The organism is Streptomyces sp. NBC_00670, assembly GCF_036226765.1.
Classification (GTDB): Bacteria; Actinomycetota; Actinomycetes; order Streptomycetales; family Streptomycetaceae; genus Streptomyces.
Map to the genome: position 1 here is coordinate 3,333,195 of NZ_CP109017.1, position 23,570 is coordinate 3,356,764.

The following is a 23,570-nucleotide window of genomic DNA, read 5'->3' on the forward strand; positions in this document are numbered from 1 at the left end:
CCACCCCTCCACCTCAGGGTGGACGGATCCCCTACGCCGGCACTAGGGGGCACCCCCTACCCCGGCCCACCCACCGAAATAACCATTCGCCCCACCTCACCCCCGTCACCTACAATCCCGTCTCTCCCCCGCCTCCCTCATCCGGAGCGCCGCCGCCCGGACGGAAACCGGACGGCAGACCGCACTGCCGAGCCCACACACGACAGCCGGCCGTCCCGGTACCCCGTATCCCGGTACCCCCCGGCCGGCCCACCGTCATGCCCCGGAGGCAACCGCCCGTGTCCACCCCGCCCGTCGTCCCACCGGCCACCCCCGACGCGGAGCCGCCGGACCCGCTCACCCGCGAACGCGCCCACCTCACCCACTCCCGCGCCGCCCTCCGCGCGATGCGCGAGGACGTCCAGGCGCTGGACATCAAGGACGTCACCGCGAACTGGGTGAACGCCGCCGCCCTCGCCCACCAGATCGACGAGCGGATCAAGGCCCTCGCCGACCTCAGCGACACCCCCCTCTTCTTCGGCCGTCTCGACTACCTGCACTCCCCCGGCGCCGAGCGGGCCGAGGGCGCGGAAGGGGAGAAGTTCTACATCGGCCGCCGGCACGTGCACGACACCGACGGCGACCCCATGGTGATCGACTGGCGCGCCCCCGTCTCGCAGCCGTTCTACCGCGCCTCGAAGCAGGACCCGCAGGACATCGCGCTGCGCCGCCGCTTCGGCTACACCGGCGGCGACCTCACCGCGTACGAGGACGAGCACCTCTCCGACCCGGCGGAGGCGGCCGCCACCAGCAAGCTGCTCCAGCAGGAGATCGAGCGCCCGCGCGTCGGCCCGATGCGCGACATCGTCGCGACGATCCAGCCGGAGCAGGACGAGATCGTTAGGTCGGGGCTGGCCGCCAGCCTGTGCGTGCAGGGCGGCCCCGGCACCGGAAAGACCGCCGTCGGCCTGCACCGCGTCGCCTACCTCCTCTACGCGCACCGCGAGCGCCTGGCCCGCACCGGGACCCTCGTCATCGGCCCGAACCGCTCCTTCCTGCAGTACATCGAGCAGGTGCTGCCGGCGCTCGGCGAGCTGGAGGTACGGCAGGCGACGGTGGACGACCTGGTCGCGCACGTCGAGGTGCGCGGCACGGACGGCGCCGCCGCGGCCGTCGTCAAGGGCGACGCCCGGATGGCCGAGGTGCTGCGCCGGGCCGTGTACTCCCACGTGACGATGCCCACCGAGCCGGTGGTCGTGGTCCGCGGCTCCCGCCGCTGGCGCGTACCGGCGTACGAACTGGAGGAGCTGGTCCAGGAGTTGCTGGACCGGGACATCCGCTACGGCGCCGCCCGTGAGGCACTGCCGCAGCGCATCGCGCACGCCGTGCTCGTCCAGATGGAACGCTCCGGGGAGGCCCCGGACGACCGTGTGCAGGACTCCGTCGCCCGCAACGCGGCGGTGAAGGCGGCCGTGAAGGCCGTCTGGCCGCCGGTCGAACCGGCCAAGCTGGTCCTGCGTCTGCTCACCGACGCCGACTTCCTCGCCGCGCACGCCGACGGCGTCCTCGACGAGGCCGAGCAGAAGGAGATCCTCTGGAGCCGGCCGGTGCGGTCGGTGAGGTCGGCGAAGTGGTCGGCGGCGGACGCCGTGCTGATCGACGAGGCGACGGACCTGGTCCAGCGCACGCACTCGCTCGGCCATGTCGTCCTGGACGAGGCGCAGGACCTCTCCCCGATGCAGTACCGGGCGGTGGGCCGCCGCTGCACGACCGGTTCGGCGACCGTCCTGGGCGACCTGGCGCAGGGCACCACCCCCTGGGCGACGAGGAGTTGGCAGGAGGCGCTGACCCACCTCGGCAAACAGGACGCGCTGATCGAGGAGTTGACGGCGGGCTTCCGTGTCCCCACCGACGTCATCACCTACGCCTCCCGCCTCCTCCCGTACATCGCACCCGGGTTGACCCCGGTGGCGTCGGTACGGGAGAACCCCGGCACGTTCGAGATCCGGCGGGCGGCCGGGGACGCGGACGTGCTCGCGGCCTGCCGGGACGCGCTGGCCAACGAGGGTTCGACGGGCCTGATCGCCGCCGACACCCGCATCCCGGCCCTCACCGAGGCCCTGGACGCGGCGGGCGTCCCGCATCTGACCCCCGGCGAGGAGACCACCCCGGACACCCGCCTCACCCTGGTCCCGGCCTCCCTCGCCAAGGGCCTGGAGTACGACTACGTGGTCCTGGACGAGCCGCGCGCGATCGTCGACGCCGAACCCGACGACCGCACCGGCCTGCGCCGCCTGTACGTCTGCCTGACCCGCGCGGTCTCGGGCCTGACGATCACCCACGCGACGGAGCTGCCCGAGCAGTTGGGGTGACGGGCCGGGGGCGGACGTCACGCCGGCGCGATGCTCCAGGAGGCGCGCGACTCGACGTACAACAGGCCGGGCTTGCGCGGGGCGGTGGCCGTCGCGTCGAAGGAGCCCTCGCCTTCGAGCAGCGTCGCGCCCGGCGTGAGGTCCGCGCGCAGTGCGCGGAGCGAGAAGTGCCCGCCCCCGTCCTGGGTGACGCGCAACGGCATCCGCCCGCCCGGGTGCCGCAGGACGTAGCCGCCGCTGGACCGCACACCCGCCCCCAGCGCGGGCACGTCCCTCAGGGGGTGCAGCCAGGCCCGCCACCCGCCCTTGGTGTGCACGCGCAGCCGGATCCGGTCCTGCCCGTCGGCCGGCAGCGGCACGACGGCCCGCGTCAGCACGGACCCGTGCGTGAGCAGCGGCCTGCGGCCCGCACCGGGCGGCCCGTCCAGCTCGACCCAGGAACCCTCGGCCCGGTCCAGCCGAACGACCAGCAGCGCGGGCGCACGCCGGGCGGCGCGCAGAAGTTGGATCCCGGTGGCCCCACGACTCTCCCACCGTTGCCGCGCCCCGGTACGCGGAGGCCAGGCGGCATAGGCGTCGACCGCCTCGGAGACGACCGGCGCAACCGCGCTCTTCCCGCTCCCCCGACCGGATCCGACACCCACTTCAGGCGCCCCAGCCCCCGGCCGCCGCCTCCTGACCCCCCTCTCCCGCGACCCGGTGTCGATCGGCGCGAGTCCTTCCGACAGCCGTACGGCATCGGCCGCGCACACGGCGATGGTCCGGACGGCCCCCTCGGGCGGCGCCCAGTCGACCTCCTCGGTGGAGGTCCCGTGACGGGGGTCGAAGAAGCACAACGGCCGACGCTCGGGCCGCGGCCGCCCTTCGCGCACGGCATCCACGCAGGCCAGCGCATGCCGCCCCGCGTCGAGGGCGCGCAGCACATCGGCGGCGTCCCGCAGGTTCCGGTCCCCGACGAAGTCCCGCTTGGCCCGCTCGTAGGCGTCCAGTGCGAGCTGGTAGTCGGCGAGCACCTGCTCCCCCTGTTCCGGCCCCGGCACGAAGGAATGCCGGGCGAGCGCCTCCCCGAACGCGGTGATCTCCGCATCGACGCGAGCCAGCTCAGCGCCGCGCCTGCGCCCCCGGAAGAGCCCGCCGAACGCCCCCACCATGCCGTCGACCATGGCCCCGATCGTAACCACGACGGCGGAAACTCACCCCTCCCCTTCCCGCTCCCCGTCCCCGCGCCCCCGCCCCGCCGCACGGCTGCGGAACCGCTCCAGCACGGCCCCGCCCGCGAGCACGAGCCCGATGCAGACGACCTTGCCGGCCCCGTAACCGGCACCCGGATTGTCCGAGATCCCGGACGGCCCGACGTACAACCACACCAACGCCCCGACCCCGGCAACGACGAGCAGCACGGCCCCCACCGGCCCGACCCCCCACCACCAGGGCGCCTGATGATGCGGCCCGTCGTCCCGCCCGCGCTCGTCGTCCACCCTGACCGCCTCCCTCACCCGATGGATCAAGGAAGACGCCCGCCGCGTTCCCCCTGGTTCCGGGCGGGTGCGGGAACCGGTGCGGCTCACCCCCGCCCGTCCACCGCCGTGCGCCAGCGGCGTACCGCGTTTGCCGAGACCGGGCCCCGCCAGCCTTCCGGGCGGGCCGCGCCGCCGATGTGGAAGGCGTCGATGCCGGCCGTGCGCAGGGTGGGGACGTGGGTGAGGGTGAGGCCGCCGCCGGCCATGAGGCGTTGGGTGTAGCCGGGTTCGCCCTGCCGCGCGGCCTCGGCGCACAGGGTCGGCAGGCCGTCGGCGACGCCGGACGCCGAGCCCGCGCTGAGGTAGGTGTCCAGGCCCGGCAGGTCGGCGAGGAGTTTGCGCAGGCCGGCGCGGTCGGCGGCGCGGTCGATCGCGCGGTGGAACGTCCAGCGGCAGTCGGCCAGTTCGCTCACCAGCAGTTCGAGGACGGCCAGGTCGGGACCGCCGGCCCCGTCGAGGAAGCCGAGGACGAACTCGTCCGCGCCCGCCTCCCGCAGCGACCGCGCGGCGGCCACGAGCGGCGCCGGGTCCCCGGCCGCGAAGCCGTCCGCGAGGCGCAGCATCACGCGCAGCGGGAGATCGACGGCGGCGCGGATGCCGGCGAAGGTCGCGACCGGCGGGGTCAGCCCGTCGGCGGCCATGTCGGCGACCAGTTCGAGGCGGTCCGCGCCTCCGGCCTGGGCGGCGACCGCGTCCTCGGCGTCGAGCGCGATCACCTCCAGGACTGCACGCTTGCTCATGAATCCTCGATTCCCGAGAGGGCCGACGACGACAGCGGGCCCACGTCCGCCTACGCCAAGATCTACCGACCCCATCCCCAACAGGTCTAGTCCAATTACAGCCTATAGTCCTGCCGGCGTCCCCCGCGCCCTCACCCTCCCCCCGCTGTGGCACAGGTCACGGGAACCCCGCCCGGGATGCGGAGAGGCCAGGGTGTGAGGTGCCACCGGATGCGAGACCTACGTGAACCACGACATGAATGACCCCTTGCGGGCGCGCCTGCGCGCGGGCGACCGGGAGGCCTACGCCGAGCTCTACGAGGAGTACGCGCGCGCCGTCCATCTCCACGCCCACCGGCTGACCGGCGACTGGTCGCTCGCGGAGGAGGTGATGGCGGACACCTTCCTCGACGCCTGGCGCCACCGCGAGCGGCTGGAGCCCGACGGCGGCACCGTCCTGCCCTGGCTGCTCGGCATGGCCACCAACAAGGCCCGCAACGCCCGCCGCGGCACCGGCCGCCGGCTCGCCTTCCTCGCCCGCCGCCCGGCCCCGGAACCCGTGCCGGACTTCGCCGACGAGACCGCCGGACGGCTCGACGACGCCCGTACCCTCGCCGCCGTGCGCCAGGTGTACGGGAGGCTGCGGCGCGCGGAGCGGGAGGTGCTGGCCCTGTGCGTGTGGTCCGGCCTGGACTACGCCGAGGCCGCGCAGGCGCTGGGGGTGCCCGTCGGCACCGTACGGTCCCGGCTCTCCCGCGCCCGCGCCCGGCTGCGCCGCCTCGTCGACGAACAGCTGGCCGAGGAAACGGAAGGGCGGGCGGAACCCTCCCCCGGCCGCGGAGAGGTACGGCGTGGGGACGCGTTCGCGGCCCTGACACTCACGGACTTCCAGGAGGGCACATCCCGATGAACCCCTCAGGCCACCGGCCCGGGCGGGCCGACGGTGACGACACGGCGCACGCGTCCCGCGATCCGCGCGAGACCCGCGAGATGCGTGAAGTGCAGGAAATGCGCGCCGAACTGGCCCGGCTGTTGCCGGCCCCACCCGAGCGGGAGCTGCCTCCTGACCGTCACCTCCACCACAAGGAACGGTTGATGCGACTCATCGACGACGAGCAGGCCACGCACACCGAAGGCGCCACGAAGACCCCCGCGCCCGGCCGCCCACGCCTCGCCCGCCCCGCCCTCTGGCTCCCCGCCGCCGCCCTCGCGCTGGCCGGCGCGCTGACGGTCACCCTCGTCACCCACGACGCCCCCACCACCCGTACCGACACCGCCACCTCCCCGCACACCCCCGCCGGCAGCGCCACCGTCCTCCTCGACCGCATCGCCGCCGTCGCCGCCGACACCGACGCCGTCCCGGTCCGCGACGACCAGTTCACCTACGTCAAGAGCCTGACCGCCGGGGCCGAGGGCCAGGCGGACGGCTCCTTCACCCCCGGCAAGCTGCACACACGCGAGATGTGGCGCTCGCAGCGCTCCGGCCCCGTGAAGCAGGTCGGCCTCATCCACGAGGACGGCGGCTACGCACCGCTGCGCGAGCTGCTGCCCGCCGGCTCCCCCGGCCTCTCCCCCGGCATCGACCGGCCCACGTACACCTGGCTGGCCTCCCTGCCCACCGACCCGGCGGCCCTGCTGAAGAAGCTGTACCGGCTGGTCCCGGCGAGGGACGGCCAGGAGCGGGACCAGACCGTGTTCGACCGGATCGGCGAGCTGCTGCACGAGACGGTGATGCCGCCCGAGAACGCCGCCGCGCTCTACCAGGCCGCCGCCCGCATCCCGGGCGTGACGCGGCTGGACGACGCCGTCGATCCGGCCGGGCGGCACGGCGTCGCCATCGTCCGCGTCGACGAACGCGCCTCGACGGCCACGCAGTGGATCTTCGACCGGAAGACGCTGGCGTACCTCGGCGAGCGCGCCTACCTCACCGCGGACGTCACGGCGGGCAGGAAGGGGACGGTGATGGAGGAGACCGCGGTGCTGCGACGGGCGGTCGTGGACGCCTACCGGGAGCGTCCCAGCGGCTCCTGAGCCGTCATACCCGCCCATAACGGCCCCAACGGACGCCCTGAGCAGCCCGTTGGGGCCTCGGCCGAGCGACGCCCGCCCCGCTGTCCCCCGCGCGAGCTACAGACAGGTGTCCACCGCACGGTGACGATTCCCCGACAGCGAATCCGTAGCGTTCTGATCACCGCGGAACGCCGGGCCGCGGACCGGAAAAGGAACCGGAAGCGGAACCGGCAAGGGAGTCGTCATGAAGGCCTGGAAGATAGTCCTGCAGATAGTCGTCGTGTTCGTGGTCTACGCGATCAGCGGCGGCGCCGTCAGCGCGGTGAAGGACAATCCCTGGCTGTGCCTCCTGGTCGGCGCCCTCACCGTGGCCGCCATGACGTTCACCTACCGCTGGATCGTGGGCCGCACCGAGAACCGCCGGGTCACCGAGCTGGAGGCGCAGGGCGCGCCGAGCGCCACGCTCCGGGGCATCGTCATCGGCGCGATCATGTTCGGCTGCGTCATCAGCAACATCTGGCTCCTCGGTGACTACAAGGTCCACGGCATCGACTCGGTGTCGGGAGCCATCGGGCTGATCGGCTTCATGGCCGGCGCCGCCGCGACGGAGGAACTCGTCTTCCGCGGCCTGCTGTTCCGGCTGGTGGAGCGCGGCCTGGGCACGTACATCTCGCTGGTCCTGTCCGCCCTGGTCTTCGGCGCGATGCACCTCCTCAACGACGACGCCACGATCGTCGGCGCCCTCGCCATCGCCATCGAGGCCGGCGCCATGCTCGGTGCCGCGTACATCGCCACCCGCAACCTGTGGCTGCCGATGGGCGTGCACTTCGCCTGGAACTTCGCCGAGTCCGGCATCTTCTCCACCCAGGTCTCGGGCAACGGCGACACCCACGGTCTGCTGAAGGCCACCCTCACGGGCAACGACCTCCTCACCGGCGGCAAGTTCGGCCCCGAGGCCAGCGTCTACTCGGTGGTGTTCGGCGCGCTGCTGACGATCGGCTTCCTGGTGGTGGCCCACCGCCGCGGCAACATCGTCCCCCGGCGTCGCACCGAGCGCGTCAACGCCCTGGCTACACTCGCCCGGTGATGACGCGACAGCCCGCCGACGCGATGCGGCGCAGACTCGGCGAGGCGGGACACCGCCTCGCCGAGTCGTGGCATCGCCTGGACGTCACTCTCCGCGACCTGCCGCTCGCGCTGTTCCTCTTCGCCGGCTCGTTCATCCCGGCGCTGAGCAGCAACGGCACCGTCCTCGGAGGCGTACCGGACCGCTCCCACGACGCACTGGCCGTCGTGGTGATCGTCCTGGAGTCCCTTCCGCTCGCGGTCCGCAGGCGCTGGCCGGCCCTCACACTGGCCCTGGTGAGCTGCGGGTTCGCCACCGATCAGCTGCGCGGCTACCACACCTTCGCGGGCACCGCGATGGCCATCGCCCTGCTGAGCACCGGCTCGCACCTCGAACGGCACCGCCGGATCTGCCTCGCCCTCCTCACCGCCGCGTACGTGCCGCTGGCGATCACGCTCTCGCAGCTCGGCTCGACCGATGCGGGCGGCACCGGCGAGTCCCCCGAGGGGTTCGTGGTGTTCTACGTGGCGCTGGGCCTCGCCTGGGGCGCCGGAGGCTGGCTGCGGACCAACCGGATCGCGGAGGCCGAGCGCCGCAAGCGGGTCGAGGTGGAGACGCGGACCGCCGAACGCACCCGGATCGCCCGGGAACTGCACGACGTGGTGACGCACCACGTGACCGCGATGGTGGTGCAGGCGGAGGCCGCCCGCTATCTGACCGCCGCGCCGGAACGCCTTGAGCAGTCCCTGAGCGCCGTCTCCGACACCGGCCGCCGGGCCATCACCGACCTGCGGCACCTGCTGGACCTGCTCAACCCCGACCACGGCACCGGCACCGGCTCGGGCGAGCCCAAGGAGCCCAGGACACCGGCCGTCGGCCGCGTCCTCACCCTCGTGGAACAGACCCGCCGGGCGGGCCAGCCGGTGGAGTTCACCGAGGAGGGCACCCCGCCGGAGTCCACCGGCAGCGCCGATCTCGTGGCCTACCGGGTGGTGCAGGAAGCACTGACCAACGCCCTCAAGTACGCTCACGGCAGCCGGACTTCGGTCCAGGTGCGACACGGCGAGAGGGAGATCACGGTGGAGGTCAGCACGGACGGCACCGGTTCGCGGTCCGCCAACGTCGGCGGCAGCGGACGGGGCCTGGCCGGTCTGCGCGAGCGGGTCGACGTCCTCGGCGGCGACTTCAGCGCGGGTGCCGGCACGGGCGGCGGCTTCGTCGTCCGGGCGCGGATACCGGCGCGGAGCGGCTCGTGAGCACCCCGCCCCGGTTCCCGGGCGCCCCGGCGGCGCCCGGGGCCGCCCCGACCCGGGTCGTGGTCTGCGACGACCAGGCGCTGATCCGGATGGGCCTGGTCACGATCATCGACGCGCAGCCCGACATGGAGGTGGCGGGCGAGTGCGGCGACGGCCAGGCCGGCGTCGAACTCGCCCAGAAGCTCAAGCCGGACGTCGTCGTCATGGACATCCGGATGCCGGTCCTCGACGGCCTGGAGGCCACCCGCCTGCTGGCCGGCGCGGGGGTCGCCCACCCCGTCAAGGTGCTCGTGGTCACCACGTTCAACCTGGACGAGTACGTGTACGAGGCGCTGCGCGCCGGGGCGAGCGGCTTCCTCCTCAAGGACGCCCCGCCGGACCGTCTGCTGCACGGCATCCGCACGGTGGCCATGGGCGCGGCGCTGCTCGACCCCGACGTCACCCGGCAGCTCGTCGGCCGCTACGCCGCCCGCATCCGCCCCACCGAGGGCACCCCGCAGGACATTCCGCTCACCCCGCGTGAGCTGGAGGTGCTGCGCCTGATCGCGGACGGACTGTCCAACAGCGAGATCGCGGCGGCCCTCGTCATCAGCCAGGAGACGGTGAAGACGTTCGTCTCCCGCATCCTCACCAAGCTGAACCTGCGCGACCGCGTCCAGGCGGTGGTCTACGCGTTCCGGCACGGCCTGACGACCTGATCCCCGCTTCGGAGGTTCAGCGGTGCGCCGGGTCCGTCGCCGCCTTGAGCGAGGCCCGCAGATGGCCGCCGTTCTCGCGCAGCAGGTGCGCGGCCGTCGCCGCGTTGACGTCGGCCAGCAGCATCAGGATCGCGGGCTTCACCTCGCCGTCCGTCGCCGTCAGGGCGACCTCGATCTGCCAGTCCGGGGCGTCCGTGGCCAGGGAGACGATGCGGTGGGAGCGGGCGCGGAGCTTGTCGTTGGAGGCGCGGACGTCGACCATCAGGTTCCCGTACGTCTTGCCGAGCCGGATCATCGTGATCGTCGACAGCATGTTCAGGACGAGCTTCTGTGCCGTGCCCGCCTTCAGGCGCGTGGAACCGGTGAGGAGTTCGGGGCCGACGACGACCTCGATGCCGTGGTCCGCGGCGGCGGCCAGCGCGCTGCCCGCGTTGCAGGCCAGGCCGATCGTCAACGCCCCGCACGCACGGGCGTGTTCGACGGCGCCGATGGCGTACGGGGTGCGGCCGGAGGCGGAGACGCCGACCACCGTGTCGTCGGGGGTGAGGCCGAGCGCCCGCAGGTCGTCCTCCGCGAGCACCTTGGAGTCCTCGGCGCCCTCCACGGACGTCACCACCGCGCCGGGACCGCCCGCGATCAGGCCCACCACCCGCGTCGGCTCGGTGTTGAAGGTGGGCGGGCACTCGGAGGCGTCCAGCACCCCGAGCCGCCCGGCGGTGCCCGCGCCCGCGTAGAGGAGCCGGCCGCCCCGGGCCATGCGCTCCGCGAGGGCGTCGATCGCGGCGGCGATCTCCGGCAGCCGGGCGGCGACGGCGGCCGGGACGGTGGCGTCCTCGCCGTTCATCAGGGTGGCGATCTCCAGGGTGGAGAGCTGGTCGATACCGGCCAGCTCCGGGCGGAACGCCTCGGTCGTCAGGGTCTCCAGCTGGGCGCGCAGGTCGCGGGGGGCGTCCGGGGGCAGGGAGGGGGTCATGGCGGTGCGGCTCTTTCCGGTGAGTGTGCGGGAGACGGCGCTTCAGCGTGACGAGCCGCCGCCGCGGGGCGCGTGACGGTGGGCGAGCGCCTCGTACGACGCGGCCAGCGCGGGCGCCGCCGTCTCGTACGTGCGCTGGGCGATCCCTATGAACAGGCAGTCCACGACGAGCAGTTGACTCGTACGGGAGGACATCGCGGCCGGCCGCAGCTCGCTCTCGCGGGCCGTGGACGTCGTCAGGACGTGATCGGCGTACTGGGCGACCGGGCCGCCGGGCCGGCCGGTGATCGCGACGGTGGTCGCGCCGCGTTCGAACGCGACCCGCAGCGGCTCGATGACGTCGCCCGTGGAACCCGAATGGGTGATGGCGACGGCCACGTCCTTCGCGCGCAGTTGCACCGCGTTGGTGACGGCGAGGTGCGGATCGCTGTGCGCCTGCGCCATCAGCCCTATGCGCAGCAGCTTCTGCGTGAGGTCCTGCGCGACGAGGCCGGACGCGCCGACCCCGTACACGTCGATCCGCCGGGCCGCCACGAGCGCCGCGACGGCCGCGCCGAGCTGTGCGGTGTCCAGTCCGGCGGCGGTGTCGGCGAGGGTCTGCTGCTCGTCGTGGGCGAGCTTGGCGACGACGTCGGCGAGCGGGTCGTCCACCGCGATGTCGGCCGTGACGGCGGGGGCGCGGCCGGACTGCTGGTGCGCGGCGAGCCCGGCGAGCGCGAGCCGCAGATCGCGGTAGCCGGGGTAGCCGAGCAGCCGGGCGGTGCGCACGACCGTGGCCTCGCTGGTGCCGGTGCGCTCGGCGAGGCCGGTGACGGTGAGCGCGGCACAGCCGGCCGGGTCGGCGGCGACGGTCTCGGCGACACGCTGCATCGAACGCGTCATCGACGGAGCGAGCGTCCGCACCTTCGCGGCGAGCGCGGCGGGAGCGGGCGGCGCAGGGGGCGCTCCGGAAGTTTCCTTCAGGTCGTACCTCACCCTGTGAAAGATATTTTCGACGGGGTGGCGCGGTCAAGAGTGCGCACAATGGGTGCATGAACCCCACAGGTCCGTCCCCGTCCATCGGCCCCCTGGAGCAGGTGCTCCACACGGCCCGCGCACGTGTGCTCGCCGACCTGGTCGCGGGGGACGTCGCCCAGGCCGACGTCGTCTCGCTCGTCGAGGACTCCGTCACCCAGCGCCGCTGGTGGGTGGAGCAGTGGCCCGACGGCTCCGCCTTCGTGGCGGGCCTGGTCGCGCAGGACGTGCAGGACGCGCTCCTGGAGAAGTACGGCCGCTGGCCGCTGTGCCCGGTGTGCCCCTCGGGCGAGCCCCACGCGCTGGAGGTGGAACCGGAGTTGGGACCCGACCCGCACTGGGTCTGCCACAAGGCGGGCGTGAAGGTCGCGGCGGTGGGCTCGCTCGGGCCGGTCATGGGAGGAACGCGTCCCTCGTGACGATATACGTCGACCCGCCCACCTGGCCCGGCCACGGCCGCCTGTGGTCGCACCTGGTCAGTGACGTCTCCTACGCCGAACTCCACGCGTTCGCCGACGCGTTGGGCGTACCGCGCCGCGCCTTCGAACGCGACCACTACGACCTCCCGTCGCACCGGTACGCCGACGCGGTGGCCGCGGGAGCGGTGGAGGTGAGCAGCCGGGAGGTGGTGCGGCTGCTGACCCTGGCGGGGCTGCGGCGGCGGAAGGGGAGCGTGCTGCCGTGACCCCGCCGGGCGCGTCACGCCTTCTCGCTCCGTAGCTCGTAGACGCGCAGGTCGCCCTCGGACGGGACGGGACGGAAGCCCCCGCGGGTCAGAACGGCCTGGGACGCGGTGTTCGCCGGGGCCGTCTTCGCGAACACGGTCCGCACGTCGTCGCGGGCCACCGCCCAGGCCGACAGCGCGCGCAGCGCCTGTGTGGCGTACCCGTTGCCGCGGGCGGAGGCGGCCAGGTCGTAGCCGACCTCGACGCGTTCCTCCTCGTCCGGCGGCCCGTGGAAGCCCATGGCGCCGACGGCGCGGCCGTCCTCCTCGCGGACCAGGGCGAAGATGCCCCACTCCGGCCGGTGCCTCCCCTGCTCGTACGCCTGCCGCATCATCCCGGCCGCCGTCCGCGTGCCGGCCTCGCCCGCCTCCTCGCCCTCGTAGGGACCGTCGTCGACCCAGTCGAAGCCGCCGGGGCCGCCCGCGGCGAGGTCGGCGGCGGCCGCGGGGGTGACGCCCTGGAGGGTGAGGCGTTCGGCGGGGATCACCAGGTTGTTGCGCCAGCGCCACTCGGTGACCGGGGGCCGGCCGGGCAGGTCGCCGCGCCCTGTCGCCCACAGGAGCGTGGGCCAGGGGGCGTGCCCGGGGCGTACGTGCGGAAAGATCCGCTCCAGTGCGCCCTTGCACAGCTCGGCCGGCGGGTCGTAGGGGAGGCCGAGTCCGGTGGCCATGTCGTAGGTGTGCAGCAGGACTTCCGTGACGCCCATCGCGGCGAAGCCCTCGCGGTTCGCGCTGCCGTACGGGTACGGGTGGAAGGCGCGCGCCTCGCGGGGCGCGGTGGCGATCGCGGCGGCGAGCAGGGCGCCGCCGGTGCGCAGCACGTCCAGGATGTCGGCGTTGCCGGCGTCGTCGTCGAGGACGGTGCCGAAGCCGACGTCCTGCCGGGCCCGGGCCGCCAGCCGCCCCGCGTACGCGATCAGGGTGCCGGCGAGGTGCTCCGCGGTGAACCGGCAACTCCACTCCGAGGCGCCGGCCTTGGTCCCCTCCCAGTCCCGTCCGGCGCCCTCCTCCAGCACGGACACCGCGTACGCGACGGCTTCGGTCACCTGTTCCCCGCCCATGGTCTGCATAGGGGTGAGGGTAGGCGCGGGGCGGAGCGCGTACGACCGATTTGTTCGACTCAGGAAGTCAGGAGATCACGTTCCGCGCGAAGGTTGCGGCGGGCCGGCTCCTCCCATGCCTCGGCACCGTACGGCGTGCTGAACAGGCGTGGCAGCGCGAGCAGTTGCTCCAGCACATCCGCCCGCCCGGCACGGAAGGCGTCGTCCGGCACGAAGGCGTACTCCTCGCGGACCTGGGCCGTGTAGGCCGCGTACGCATCGGACGGGGACGCGAGGATCGCGAGGTCGGCGTCGCAGAGGACGGCACCGTCGCGGTCACCGGGCTCGGGGGCGTGGGTGACGGTGAGGCGGACGAGGCGCGCGACCTCGGCGGTACGGGCCTCCGGCACCCCCGCCTCCGTGAGCGCCCGGACGGCCAGCCGCGCCGAACGCTCCTCGTTCTCGGAGCGGTCGGGGAGGTAGACGGCGTCGTGGAACCAGGCGGCGAGACGGACGGCGGCGGGGTCCTCGGCGTGCGCGTGCAGCGTGTCGACGTGGTCGAGGACGGCGGTGAGGTGGGTGGGCGTGTGGTAGCGCCGCTGCGGCTCCGACCAGCGGCGGAGGAGGTCGTCGGCGTACGGGTCCGGGTCGGGTCCCGGGTGGTCGCCGCGGGCGGCGAGCAGGGTCTCGCGCCAGCGGACGCGGAGGACGGCGGGGTCGGGGGCGCGACGGGTCATGCGGGTCATTGTCGCGCCCGCTCCGGAGAACGGTGTCCTCATTAGGACGGGATCCGTCCTACAGGACTCCTACTGTGGTCCCCGACGCCGCACCGGAACCCCGGGCACGTCCCGGCCCCCGGCGCACCGCACCCACGGAAGGACCCGATGGTCATGAGCGACACCATGGACTCCACCGCGCAGACCCTCACCGGCGAGCGCGCCGACCTCCTTGAGTCCCTGCGCAAGCACCGGCAGTTCCTCACCTTCACCGCCCGCGACCTCGACGAGGAGCAGGCCGGCCGGCGGACCACGGCGAGCGAGCTGTGCGTGGGCGGCCTGATCAAGCACGTCACGTCGGTCGAGCGGGGCTGGGCGGAGTTCATCGTGAAGGGCACCTCGGCGATGCCGGACTTCACCTCCTTCACGGAGAAGGACTTCGCCCGCCGGGCCGACGAGTTCCGGATGCTGCCCGGCGACACGGTCGCCGGGATCCTCGCCGAGTACGCGAAGGTCGCCGGCCGCACGGACGAGATCGTCGCGACCCTGCCCGACCTGGACGTCTCCCACCCGCTGCCGAAGGCCCCCTGGTTCCAGGCGGACACCAGCTGGTCGGCCCGCCGGGTCCTGCTGCACATCATCGCCGAGACCGCCCAGCACGCCGGCCACGCCGACATCATCCGCGAGGCCCTGGACGGCGCGAAGACCATGGGCTGACGCCCGGCCCGAGGGATACGCCCGCCGCCGGTCACGGCAGGCGGGCCTCCTGGTTCATGCAGCGGACGCGTTCGCGCAGTACCGCGTCGGGCGGGGGCTGCCGCAGGCCGTCCGGCGGGCAGTCCCACTCCCGTCCGCCGCCGATCGGGCGCAGCTGCACCCGGCCGCCCACGTGTCCACACACCTCGCCCATCCGCCCGTCCCGTACGTCCACGGCGTACGTCCCGACCGGCGGCCGCTCGCCGCGCAGCGCCGCGGTCAGCCGCTCGGCCGTCCGTACGTTGCAGCGTCCCAACGCGACGAGGGCGAACGGCTCGTCGCTCGCGCCGGTCACCGGGTCCACCCCCAGCGACGGCAACACGACACCGGCGTCCGCCAACGCCTCCCGCAACGACGCCACGACCTCTTCCGTCGACCGCACTGTGCGCCTCACTTTCCTTACGCTGAGTTTGCGATACGCCACCCAGCGTGTATGCCCGCGGTCTAACCTGGCCAGACGTTCCACCCCAACAACGGATGCCGTGGGACGAAGAGGACAGGACGAAGAGGGCAGGGGGACCAAGCCATGCCGGGACCGAAGGATCTGGACCCGTCGTCGTCGCCACGCGCGCTGCTGGGCGCGGAGTTGCGCCACGCGCGCGAGAAAGCGGGCCTGAGCCAGGAGGAGTTGGGCGGCCGACTGTTCGTCAGCGGCTCGTACATCGGCCAGTTGGAGGCGGGCACGAGGCGGATGCAACCGGAGTACGCGCGGATGCTGGATGAAGTCCTCGGCGTGGACTTCTTCCTGCGCAACTGCCGCGCGGCGGCGAAGTCGGAGTACCCGGAGCACTTCGCGGAGGCGGCGGAGGCGGAGGCCAGGACGGTGGCCATCCGGGAGTACGCGCCCATGCTGATCCCCGGGTTGCTGCAAACACCGGGGTACGCCGAGGCCGTGTTCATCGCACACCAGCCAACGGCACCGGCCGGGGAGATCGACGGCCTCGTAGAAGCACGCATGGAGCGAACGAAGCTCCTCGACAATCCAACAAAGCCGTCGTTGTGGGTCGTGCTTGACGAGGCTGCGTTGCGTCGGACGACGGGCGGACCCGAGGTGATGGCCGAAGCCCTGGGCCACGTCGCCACCATGGCTCGCCAACGGCGGGTGATCGTGCAGGTGTTGCCCTTCGCGGGCGGCGCCCACACCTTGATGGGCGGCGCGGTGAAGCTGATGGCCTTCGACGACGCGCCTCGTCTCGTCTACTTCGAGGGGCCCGGAACCGGCAGGCTGGAAGACGACCCAGCCACAGTCACCCGGTACGAACTCGCCTACGAATTGTTGGCAGCCTCAGCACTCGCTCCGCGAGAATCCCTGGCCCTGATCGAATCGGTGGCGGAGGATTACTGCCATGGAGATCAGCCTTGACTACGACCTGAGCGCAGCGACCTGGCACAAGTCGAGCTACAGCGACGGCAGCGGCGGCAACTGCCTGGAAATAGCCCGCTGGCAGAAGTCGAGCTACAGCGACGGCAGCGGTGGCGACTGCCTCGAAGTCGCCCGCTGGCGTAAGTCCACGCACAGTGGCGGCAGCGGCGGCAACTGCCTGGAAGTCGCCGACGGGCACCCCGCCGTCGTCCCCGTGCGCGACTCCAAGAACCCCGGCGGCCCGAAGCTCGTGTTCCGAGCCTCCGCCTGGGTCCCGTTCGTCGAAGACCTGAAGCGGCGGCGCTGAGCCGTGTCCGAACCCCTTCCCTGGCCGGTCGCCGTCCCTCTGGAGGGGCGGCGGCTGCGCCTGGAACCGCTGCGTGTCGCACACGCGGAAGAGGCCACGACGTTTCTCGACGACGCGCGCCTGCACACCTACATCGGCGGCACCCCGCCGACCCGTGACGAACTGGAACGACGCTACCGGCGCCAGTCGGCCGGGCACTCGCCCGACCACGCGCAGGGCTGGCTGAACTGGATGCTGCGGCGGCGCGCCGACGGCGTGCTGGTCGGCACCGTGCAGGCGACGCTGTCCCGGTCCGGCGGCTCCCACCACCTCGAAGCCGAACTCGCCTGGGTCGTCGGCCACGCCCACCAGGGCAACGGCTACGCGAAGGAGGGCGCCGCCGTCATGGCGGACTGGCTGCGCACCCGGGGTGCCGGGCGGCTCACCGCCCACGTGCACCCCGAGCACCGCGCCTCCGCCGCCGTCGCGGCAGCCCTCGGCATGCGGCCGACCGGCGAGCCGCACGACGGCGAGGAACGCTGGACCACCCCCGCGTGACCGGCGGCACCCCGCGCTGTCGGTGGCGTGTGCGACCCTGGCGGACATGAACCACGCACAGCTCACCGCGCTCGGCCGTGCTCTGCGCGTGCTCGGGGAGCACGGCGAGGCGCTGAACCCCGACACTCCGGACGCCAAGCTGTACGAGGCCAAGGACGACCTGAAGCGGGCGCTGGACCTGCTGGAGGAGAGCCTCAGCGGGGAGAAGCCCACCACCCGGTGTGCCGAACATCCGACCGGGCCCGTCGACGAGGACGCGCCCGACCTGTGCCTGCTGTGCGAGACGCGGCGCCGGGCGGCCCGGCGCGCGGAGTACGACGGCGGCGGGCCGCGCCGGACGGCGACCGGTCCCGGCGAGCGCGTCGCCTCCCGGTACGGCACGCGGGAGGACCGCCCGCAGCCGCAGCAGCGCTGGCTGCCCGAGGCGTGGAACGGGCAGGAGTGGCAGCTGTGCGGCACCCCGCGCCGGGACCGGCGCGAGGCGGAGCTGTACCTGAACGCGCAGCGCCGGGGGCCCCGCCCGGCGATGGCGTACCGGCTGGTGCACGAGTTCACCGACTACGAGGTGCTGCGCGTGTGGGGCCACCCGGTGCGCGTCGACATCGAACCGATGGGCGGGGGCCTGTGAGCGGCCCCCGCTCGCAGGTTCAGCTCAGGGTCTTCGCCGAGGCCGCGTCGTAGGGGGCCAGTTCGTCGAAGCGGCCGGCCAGCACCTTCGCCGCCCACTCGGGGTCCTGGAGCAGCGCGCGGCCGACGGCGACGAGGTCGAACTCGTCGCGCTCCAGACGGTCGAGGAGTTCGTCGATGTTCCGGACGGTCGCGCCCTCGCCGTTGAAGAGGGAGCCGATGAAGTCGCCGTCGAGGCCGACCGAGCCGACGGTGATGGCCGGGCGGCCGGTGAGCTTCTTCGACCAGCCCGCGAGGTTGAGGTCCGAGCCGTCGAACTCGGGCAGCCAGTAGCGCCGGGTGGAGGCGTGGAAGGCGTCCACCCCGGCCTCGGCGAGTGGCGTGAGGATCGCCTCCAGTTCCTGGGGCGTCCCGGCGAGCCGCGCGTCGTAATTGCCGGTCTTCCACTGCGAGTAGCGGAGGATCACCGGGAACTCCGGCGACACCCGCGCGCGCACCGCCTCGACGATCTCCGCCACGAACCGCGTACGGGCGACCGGGTCGCCGCCGTAGGCGTCGCTGCGGCGGTTGGTGGCGGCCCAGAGGAACTGGTCGAGGAGGTAGCCGTGGGCGCCGTGCAGCTCGACGCCGTCGAAGCCGATGCGCTCCGCGGCGGCGGCCGCGTCGGCGAACGCGCCGATGACGTCGTCCACGTCCTGTCGGGTCATCGCCCGGCCGGTGGCCTCCTCCTCGCCGACACGCAGACCGGAGGGGCCGACGGCGGGAGCGTCGGGGAAGGGCGCCTGGCCCTGCTCGCGGACCATGCCGACGTGCCAGAGCTGCGGCACGATCGTGCCGCCCGCCGCGTGCACCGCCTCGGCGACCTTCGCCCAGCCCGCGAGCTGCTCCTCGCCGTGGAACCGGGGGATGCGGTCGCTGATCCCGGCCGAGGCGTGGCCGACGTAGGTGCCCTCGGTGACGATCAGCCCGACGCCCGCGGCGGCCCGGCGTGCGTAGTACGAGAGCACGTCCTCGCCGGGGACACCGCCCGGGGAGAACGAGCGGGTCATCGGCGCCATGGCGATGCGGTTGGGGACGGTCAGTCCGTTCAGGGCGACGGGCCGGGAGAGGATCCGCGCGACGCGAGCGGCGGACTCGGACGTGGCGGCGGAGGCGGGGGCGGTCATCGAAGGGGCTCCTCGGGGGCATGGGAGAACCGGTCAGTATGTGCACGCGCATGTAATGCGCACACGAGGGTCAATGCGCGGGCGCCGTCCCGGCATTCCCACCGGCCCCGTGACGGTGACCGGGGCCATCCCCGACTCCGCCGGCTCCGGACACGCCGAAGGGCGGCGCCCCCCGTACGGGGAGCGCCGCCCTCGACGCGTTTCGGACGTGTCCGATCCTCGGTGGGCCCGGTGGGTGGCCGGGCCCTGTGAGGATCAGAAGTCCATGTCACCGCCCGGCATGCCGCCCGGAGCGCCCGCCGGGGCGGCCTTCTCCGGCTTGTCGGCGATGACGGCCTCGGTGGTCAGGAACAGCGCGGCGATGGAGGCGGCGTTCTGCAGCGCGGAACGGGTCACCTTCGCCGGGTCGATGATGCCTTCCTTGACCAGGTCGACGTACTCGCCGCTCGCGGCGTTGAGGCCGTGGCCCGGGGTCAGGTTGCGCACCTTCTCCACCACGACGCCGCCCTCGAGGCCGGCGTTGACGGCGATCTGCTTCAGCGGGGCCTCGAGCGCCAGCTTGACGGCGGCGGCACCGGTGGCCTCGTCGCCCTCGAGCTCCAGCTTCTCGAAGACCTGGGAGGCCTGGAGCAGGGCCACGCCACCACCGGCGACGATGCCCTCCTCGACGGCCGCCTTCGCGTTGCGGACGGCGTCCTCGATGCGGTGCTTGCGCTCCTTGAGCTCGACCTCGGTGGCGGCACCGGCCTTGATGACCGCGACACCGCCGGCGAGCTTCGCCAGGCGCTCCTGCAGCTTCTCGCGGTCGTAGTCGGAGTCGCTGTTCTCGATCTCGGCGCGGATCTGGTTGACCCGGCCGGCGACCTGGTCGGCGGAGCCGGCGCCGTCGACGATCGTGGTCTCGTCCTTGGTGATGACGACCTTGCGGGCGCGGCCCAGGAGCTCCAGACCGGCGTTCTCCAGCTTGAGGCCGACCTCCTCGGAGATGACCTCGCCGCCCGTGAGGATGGCGATGTCGCCGAGCATGGCCTTGCGGCGGTCACCGAAGCCCGGGGCCTTGACGGCGACGGACTTGAAGGTGCCGCGGATCTTGTTGACGACCAGCGTCGACAGGGCCTCGCCCTCGACGTCCTCGGCGATGATCAGCAGCGGCTTGCCCGACTGCATGACCTTCTCCAGGAGCGGGAGCAGGTCCTTGACCGCGGAGATCTTGGAGTTGGCGATGAGGATGTAGGGGTCCTCGAGCGACGCCTCCATGCGCTCCATGTCGGTCGCGAAGTACGCCGAGATGTAGCCCTTGTCGAAGCGCATGCCCTCGGTGAGCTCGAGCTCCAGACCGAAGGTCTGGGACTCCTCGACCGTGATGACGCCTTCCTTGCCGACCTTGTCCATCGCCTCGGCGATGAGCTCGCCGATCTGGGTGTCGGCGGCGGAGATGGAGGCGGTGGAGGCGATCTGCTCCTTGGTCTCGACCTCCTTGGCCTGGTCGAGCAGGGCACCGGAGACGGCCTCGACGGCCTTCTCGATACCGCGCTTGAGGGCCATCGGGTTGGCACCGGCGGCCACGTTGCGCAGGCCCTCGCGGACCAGCGCCTGGGCGAGGACGGTGGCGGTGGTCGTACCGTCGCCGGCGACGTCGTCCGTCTTCTTGGCGACTTCCTTGACCAGCTCGGCGCCGATCTTTTCGTACGGGTCCTCGAGCTCGATCTCCTTGGCGATGGAGACACCGTCGTTGGTGATCGTGGGGGCGCCCCACTTCTTCTCGAGGACGACGTTGCGGCCCTTGGGGCCGAGCGTCACCTTCACGGCGTCCGCGAGCTGGTTCATGCCGCGCTCGAGGCCGCGCCGCGCCTCCTCGTCGAACGCGATGATCTTGGCCATGTGAAGTGGTCCTCCCGGACTGGGGTGGATTGCTCCGGACCGCGCCCGCGCCCGCGACGGACGGCACCGGCGGATGGTTCCTTGCCCCACCTCGCCAGGGCCTCACCGACCCGGTCCTTCGTTGTCACTCTCACCGTGTGAGTGCTAACGCCAATGATTAGCACTCACCCCCCGAGAGTGCAAGCGCCACCCCGTCGGACCCGGACAGACCGAAGGGCCCGCGGGCACCCGACGGTGCCCACGAGCCCTTCGTTCACGTCGAACTTTCAGTCGGCGCGCGCGTCAGCCGGCAACGCGGACCATGTCCGCCTGCGGCCCCTTCTGACCCTGCGAGATCTCGAACTCGACCCGCTGGCCCTCTTCCAGAGTGCGGTAACCGTCCATCTGGATCGCGCTGTAGTGGACGAACACATCCGCACCACCGTCGACCGCGATGAAGCCGTACCCCTTCTCCGCGTTGAACCACTTGACGGTGCCCTGAGCCATGCCCAACTCCCCTATTACTGGCCCTTGCACGGACCCGCACTTCGCGGACCCGGGTCAGACCTCACCCCCCAACGGTTGGGGGCGTGCGCCGGAACGCGTCGACCGCGGCTGAATGTATCTGTCCAACTGCCGTCTGCAACAGGTCAGTCGGACGAGAAATCTGGGCACGACGGGTCGGGAATATACGGAGAATTCCCCGGAATTCAGGGCAAGTCGGGCCGCACAAAAGGAGCAATAGTCGCAAAAGGTCCGCACACTTTGGCTACTTCTTGTCGGAAGCGCGGCAGGATCCCCCTGCCCCGGTCACAGAAATCCGGGGCGCGTTCCCCAACTGTACCGTGCTCAACCATGCAGAATTGCCCCCTCCGTTTCTCTCACGGAGGGGGCAATCCGATGAACACACGGTGATCGACATTACCGAAGGTAACGTCAGCCGCTCGACCGCGGGAACCGCTCAGCCGCCGGCCACCGCCGGAATGATCGACACGCCCGCACCCTCCGGCGTCGCCGTGTCGAGCCCCTGCTCGAAGCGGACGTCGTCGTCGTTGACGTACACGTTGACGAAGCGGCGCAGCTTGCCCTGGTCGTCCAGGACCCGGGCGGCGATCCCGGTGTGGTTCTTCTCCAGGTCCGCGATGACCTCGCCGAGGGTCGCGCCCTCGGCGCCGACCTCGGCCTTGCCGCCGGTGTAGGTGCGCAGGATGGTGGGGATGCGAACGGTGACGCTCATGGGGGTGATGACCTCCGGTCGGATGCGAGGCGCCCCGTAGGGGCGCGGTGGGGGAAAGCGGGGCGCGAGCCGGCCGGCTACGCGAGCCCCGCCTCCCGGAAGGAGTCCAGGGACGGCCGGATCGTCGCGGTGAGCCCCGTACCCGCCACCGCGTCCAGCGTCTTGAGGCCGTCCCCCGTGTTGAGGACGACGGTCGTCAGCGACGGGTCGAGCACACCGGCCTCGATCAGCTTCCGCGTGACGCCGACCGTCACACCGCCGGCGGTCTCCGCGAAGATGCCCTCGGTCCGCGCCAGCAGCCGGATCGCGTCGACGATTTCCTCGTCGTTGACGTCCTCCACCGCCCCGCCCGTGCGGCGCGCGATGTCCAGGACGTAGGGGCCGTCGGCCGGGTTGCCGATCGCCAGCGACTTGGCGATGGTGTCCGGCTTCTGCGGCCGTACGACGTCGTGGCCCGCCTTGAACGCGGTCGACACCGGCGAACAGCCCTCGGCCTGGGCGCCGAAGATCTTGTACGGCTTGTCCTCGACCAGCCCGAGCTGGATCAGTTCCCGCAGCCCCTTGTCGATCTTCGTCAGCTGGGAGCCGGAGGCGATCGGCACCACGAGCTGGTCGGGCAGCCGCCAGCCGAGCTGCTCGCAGATCTCGTACGCCAGCGTCTTGGAGCCCTCGGCGTAGTACGGCCGCAGGTTGACGTTGACGAAGCCCCAGCCCTCGCCGGCCGGGTCGCCGATCAGCTCGGAGCAGAAACGGTTCACGTCGTCGTAGTTGCCCTCGATGCCGACGAGCTCGCCGCCGTAGACGGCCGCCATGACGACCTTGCCCTGCTCCAGGTCGTGCGGGATGAACACGCAGGAGCGGAAGCCGGCCCGGGCGGCGGCGGCGCCCACCGCGCCGGCCAGGTTGCCGGTGGAGGAGCAGGACAGGGTGGTGAAGCCGAAGGCGCGGGCGGCCTCGATGGCCTGGGCGACGACACGGTCCTTGAAGGAGTGCGTCGGGTTGCCGGAGTCGTCCTTGACGTACAGCCCGCCGGTGACGCCGAGCTCACGGGCGAGGTTGTCGGCCTTGACGAGCTTGGTCCAGCCGGGGTTGATGTTCGGCTTCGTCGCCACGTCGGCCGGGACGGGCAGCAGCGGGGCGTACCGCCAGATGTTCGCGGGGCCGGACTCGATCTTCCGGCGCAGTTCCTCGGTGTCGTGCGCCGAGAAGTCGTACGCGATCTCCAGCGGCCCGAAACACTCCTCGCAGGCGAAGACCGGTCCGAGCGGCACGCGGTGGCCGCATTCGCGGCAGGAGAGCGCGGCGGCGGGGCCGAGATCGACGGAACCGGCGCCGGAGGGGGTGGAGTCGGTGGATTCTGCGACAGTCTGCACAGCCATGTGAGGCGAGGCCCTTTCTCCTCATCTTCCTCACGACGCATCTCGCCGTGAGACGGATTTGGCACCTTCCCTAGCCGGGAGCCTCGCGAAGTGATCGACGATGATCAGCGATTACGAGACCGGCTGGAGGGTTGCCGGGGCTTCATCGGGCCGTGTCCCTCTGCCCCTCTGGATGAGCGGTATTCGGTTGTGACGTCGGCGACCCCCGGCATGCGGCGGTCATCGGCGTTGTTCAAGACTGTAACCGAAGG

At 72.5% G+C, this 23,570-nt stretch carries 26 protein-coding genes and 1 riboswitch; of the genes, 13 read left to right on the forward strand and 13 right to left on the reverse strand.

Features of this window, described 5'->3' with window-relative positions; all coding sequences use genetic code 11:
* Positions 1-257 precede the first annotated feature (257 nt).
* The gene (locus OIE12_RS14755; RefSeq protein WP_443053826.1) at positions 258-2,351 is read left to right on the forward strand and encodes a HelD family protein; all 2,094 of its coding nucleotides are present in this window, start codon (positions 258-260) and stop codon (positions 2,349-2,351) included.
* 17 nt (positions 2,352-2,368) lie between these two features.
* On the opposite strand, the gene OIE12_RS14760 is transcribed toward OIE12_RS14755, so the two are convergent.
* The 3 genes from OIE12_RS14760 to OIE12_RS14770 form a co-directional block, all read right to left on the reverse strand.
* On the reverse strand, positions 2,369-3,514 hold the full coding sequence (locus tag OIE12_RS14760; protein ID WP_329135498.1) for a hypothetical protein: 1,146 nt from the start codon (positions 3,512-3,514) through the stop codon (positions 2,369-2,371).
* A gap of 30 nt (positions 3,515-3,544) precedes the next feature.
* Positions 3,545-3,829 carry a hypothetical protein gene (locus tag OIE12_RS14765; RefSeq protein WP_329135500.1) on the reverse strand — a complete coding sequence of 95 codons (285 nt, stop codon included), beginning with the start codon at positions 3,827-3,829 and terminating at the stop codon, positions 3,545-3,547.
* Between the two features lie 86 nt (positions 3,830-3,915).
* The gene (locus tag OIE12_RS14770) at positions 3,916-4,611 is read right to left on the reverse strand and encodes a copper homeostasis protein CutC (RefSeq protein ID WP_329135502.1); all 696 of its coding nucleotides are present in this window, start codon (positions 4,609-4,611) and stop codon (positions 3,916-3,918) included.
* A gap of 235 nt (positions 4,612-4,846) precedes the next feature.
* On the opposite strand from OIE12_RS14770, the gene OIE12_RS14775 reads away from it, so the two are divergent.
* The 5 genes from OIE12_RS14775 to OIE12_RS14795 all read left to right on the forward strand — a co-directional run bounded on the left by OIE12_RS14775 (position 4,847) and on the right by OIE12_RS14795 (position 9,620).
* Positions 4,847-5,500 carry an RNA polymerase sigma factor gene (locus OIE12_RS14775; protein ID WP_329135503.1) on the forward strand — a complete coding sequence of 218 codons (654 nt, stop codon included), beginning with the start codon at positions 4,847-4,849 and terminating at the stop codon, positions 5,498-5,500.
* A gap of 98 nt (positions 5,501-5,598) precedes the next feature.
* Positions 5,599-6,621, forward strand: coding sequence for a CU044_5270 family protein (locus tag OIE12_RS14780; protein WP_329141963.1), 1,023 nt, complete (start codon positions 5,599-5,601; stop codon positions 6,619-6,621).
* A gap of 223 nt (positions 6,622-6,844) precedes the next feature.
* Positions 6,845-7,687, forward strand: a complete 843-nt coding sequence (locus OIE12_RS14785) for a CPBP family intramembrane glutamic endopeptidase (protein WP_329135505.1) — start codon at positions 6,845-6,847, stop codon at positions 7,685-7,687.
* A 23-nt stretch (positions 7,688-7,710) separates the two neighbouring features.
* Positions 7,711-8,922: a sensor histidine kinase gene (locus OIE12_RS14790; protein WP_329141965.1), complete on the forward strand. Its 1,212-nt coding sequence runs from the start codon at positions 7,711-7,713 to the stop codon at positions 8,920-8,922.
* On the forward strand, positions 8,919-9,620 hold the full coding sequence (locus OIE12_RS14795) for a response regulator transcription factor (RefSeq protein WP_329135507.1): 702 nt from the start codon (positions 8,919-8,921) through the stop codon (positions 9,618-9,620). The genes OIE12_RS14790 and OIE12_RS14795 overlap by 4 nt, the downstream gene beginning before the upstream one ends.
* 16 nt (positions 9,621-9,636) lie before the next feature.
* On the opposite strand, the gene murQ is transcribed toward OIE12_RS14795, so the two are convergent.
* Entirely contained in the window at positions 9,637-10,593 is a 957-nt protein-coding gene (gene murQ, locus OIE12_RS14800) for an N-acetylmuramic acid 6-phosphate etherase (protein WP_329135508.1), read from the reverse strand.
* A gap of 42 nt (positions 10,594-10,635) precedes the next feature.
* Positions 10,636-11,568: a MurR/RpiR family transcriptional regulator gene (locus tag OIE12_RS14805; RefSeq protein WP_329135510.1), complete on the reverse strand. Its 933-nt coding sequence runs from the start codon at positions 11,566-11,568 to the stop codon at positions 10,636-10,638.
* A gap of 56 nt (positions 11,569-11,624) precedes the next feature.
* Here OIE12_RS14805 and OIE12_RS14810 point away from each other — a divergent pair, with 56 nt between their 5' ends.
* Both OIE12_RS14810 and OIE12_RS14815 read left to right on the forward strand, forming a co-directional pair.
* A complete protein-coding gene (locus OIE12_RS14810; RefSeq protein ID WP_329135511.1) occupies positions 11,625-12,026 on the forward strand; it encodes a hypothetical protein in 402 nt (133 codons plus the stop codon).
* Positions 12,023-12,292, forward strand: a complete 270-nt coding sequence (locus OIE12_RS14815) for a DUF4031 domain-containing protein (RefSeq protein ID WP_329135513.1) — start codon at positions 12,023-12,025, stop codon at positions 12,290-12,292. The genes OIE12_RS14810 and OIE12_RS14815 overlap by 4 nt, the downstream gene beginning before the upstream one ends.
* 14 nt (positions 12,293-12,306) lie before the next feature.
* Here the strand turns inward: OIE12_RS14815 and OIE12_RS14820 are convergent, their stop codons facing one another.
* Both OIE12_RS14820 and OIE12_RS14825 read right to left on the reverse strand, forming a co-directional pair.
* A complete protein-coding gene (locus OIE12_RS14820; RefSeq protein ID WP_329135515.1) occupies positions 12,307-13,401 on the reverse strand; it encodes a GNAT family N-acetyltransferase in 1,095 nt (364 codons plus the stop codon).
* 50 nt (positions 13,402-13,451) lie between these two features.
* On the reverse strand, positions 13,452-14,108 hold the full coding sequence (locus tag OIE12_RS14825) for an HD domain-containing protein (protein ID WP_329135517.1): 657 nt from the start codon (positions 14,106-14,108) through the stop codon (positions 13,452-13,454).
* Positions 14,109-14,261: 153 nt separating this feature from the next.
* On the opposite strand from OIE12_RS14825, the gene OIE12_RS14830 reads away from it, so the two are divergent.
* A complete protein-coding gene (locus OIE12_RS14830; RefSeq protein WP_329135518.1) occupies positions 14,262-14,804 on the forward strand; it encodes a DinB family protein in 543 nt (180 codons plus the stop codon).
* A 31-nt stretch (positions 14,805-14,835) separates the two neighbouring features.
* Here the strand turns inward: OIE12_RS14830 and OIE12_RS14835 are convergent, their stop codons facing one another.
* Positions 14,836-15,225 (reverse strand): hypothetical protein, encoded by a 390-nt coding sequence (locus OIE12_RS14835; protein WP_030380111.1) that lies wholly within the window; start codon positions 15,223-15,225, stop codon positions 14,836-14,838.
* A 144-nt stretch (positions 15,226-15,369) separates the two neighbouring features.
* On the opposite strand from OIE12_RS14835, the gene OIE12_RS14840 reads away from it, so the two are divergent.
* Genes OIE12_RS14840 through OIE12_RS14855 form a run of 4 tightly spaced genes read left to right on the forward strand, consistent with a single transcriptional unit; the run spans position 15,370 to position 17,678 of the window.
* Positions 15,370-16,206 (forward strand): helix-turn-helix domain-containing protein, encoded by an 837-nt coding sequence (locus tag OIE12_RS14840; RefSeq protein WP_329135520.1) that lies wholly within the window; start codon positions 15,370-15,372, stop codon positions 16,204-16,206.
* Positions 16,190-16,513 carry a DUF397 domain-containing protein gene (locus OIE12_RS14845; protein ID WP_329135522.1) on the forward strand — a complete coding sequence of 108 codons (324 nt, stop codon included), beginning with the start codon at positions 16,190-16,192 and terminating at the stop codon, positions 16,511-16,513. Before OIE12_RS14840 ends, OIE12_RS14845 begins: the two co-directional genes overlap by 17 nt.
* 3 nt (positions 16,514-16,516) lie before the next feature.
* Positions 16,517-17,050, forward strand: a complete 534-nt coding sequence (locus OIE12_RS14850) for a GNAT family N-acetyltransferase (RefSeq protein WP_329135524.1) — start codon at positions 16,517-16,519, stop codon at positions 17,048-17,050.
* A gap of 46 nt (positions 17,051-17,096) precedes the next feature.
* Entirely contained in the window at positions 17,097-17,678 is a 582-nt protein-coding gene (locus OIE12_RS14855; protein ID WP_329135526.1) for a hypothetical protein, read from the forward strand.
* Between the two features lie 19 nt (positions 17,679-17,697).
* Here the strand turns inward: OIE12_RS14855 and OIE12_RS14860 are convergent, their stop codons facing one another.
* From OIE12_RS14860 to thrC, 5 genes are all read right to left on the reverse strand, one after another.
* Positions 17,698-18,843 (reverse strand): NADH:flavin oxidoreductase, encoded by a 1,146-nt coding sequence (locus OIE12_RS14860; RefSeq protein ID WP_329135528.1) that lies wholly within the window; start codon positions 18,841-18,843, stop codon positions 17,698-17,700.
* 255 nt (positions 18,844-19,098) lie between these two features.
* Positions 19,099-20,724: a chaperonin GroEL gene (gene groL, locus OIE12_RS14865; protein WP_329135530.1), complete on the reverse strand. Its 1,626-nt coding sequence runs from the start codon at positions 20,722-20,724 to the stop codon at positions 19,099-19,101.
* Between the two features lie 282 nt (positions 20,725-21,006).
* Entirely contained in the window at positions 21,007-21,210 is a 204-nt protein-coding gene (locus OIE12_RS14870) for a cold-shock protein (protein WP_003986833.1), read from the reverse strand.
* Between the two features lie 454 nt (positions 21,211-21,664).
* Positions 21,665-21,940, reverse strand: coding sequence for a MoaD/ThiS family protein (locus OIE12_RS14875; RefSeq protein WP_329135532.1), 276 nt, complete (start codon positions 21,938-21,940; stop codon positions 21,665-21,667).
* A gap of 77 nt (positions 21,941-22,017) precedes the next feature.
* Entirely contained in the window at positions 22,018-23,319 is a 1,302-nt protein-coding gene (thrC, locus tag OIE12_RS14880; RefSeq protein ID WP_329135534.1) for a threonine synthase, read from the reverse strand.
* Between the two features lie 18 nt (positions 23,320-23,337).
* Positions 23,338-23,498: riboswitch (SAM riboswitch) on the reverse strand.
* Positions 23,499-23,570 lie beyond the last annotated feature (72 nt).